This window comes from Xanthomonas sp. SHU 166 (assembly GCF_000364685.1).
Lineage (GTDB): Bacteria > Pseudomonadota > Gammaproteobacteria > Xanthomonadales > Xanthomonadaceae > Xanthomonas_A > Xanthomonas_A sontii.
On sequence record NZ_AQOJ01000530.1, the window covers coordinates 1 to 387 of the forward strand.

At 73.4% G+C, this 387-nt stretch carries 1 protein-coding gene; it reads right to left on the minus strand.

Going from position 1 to position 387, the window contains the following annotated elements; all coding sequences use genetic code 11:
- Positions 1-27: 27 nt before the first annotated feature.
- The coding region (locus D180_RS13640; protein ID WP_043090987.1) for an NAD(P)H-hydrate dehydratase at positions 28-387 on the minus strand (360 nt) is incomplete at its 5' end.

Consider the following 387-nt stretch of genomic DNA (forward strand, 5'->3'; position numbering starts at 1 on the left):
CGCTGTCGGGCAGGAACAAGCTGAGGCTCATGGTTCGGATTCCGGATTGGACAGGCGCCGCAGCGCCGGCAACAGATCGGTCGGCAGCAACCCGCGCTGGCCCGCGGCAGCCGCGCGATCGCCGGCGCCGGCATGCAGCAGCGCGCCGACGCTGGCCGCCTCGAACGCCGGCAACCCTTGCGCGCGCAGCGCCGTGACCACCCCGGTCAACAGATCGCCCATGCCACCAACCGCCATGCCCGGATTGCCGGCGGCGATCACCCGCGGCGTCTGCCCGGGCGCGGCGACCAGGCTGCCGGCCCCCTTCAGCACAATCGTCGCCTGGTAGCGTTCGGCCAAGGCCGCGGCGGCCGCGAAGCGATCGCGTTGCACCTCGGCGGTGGCGAT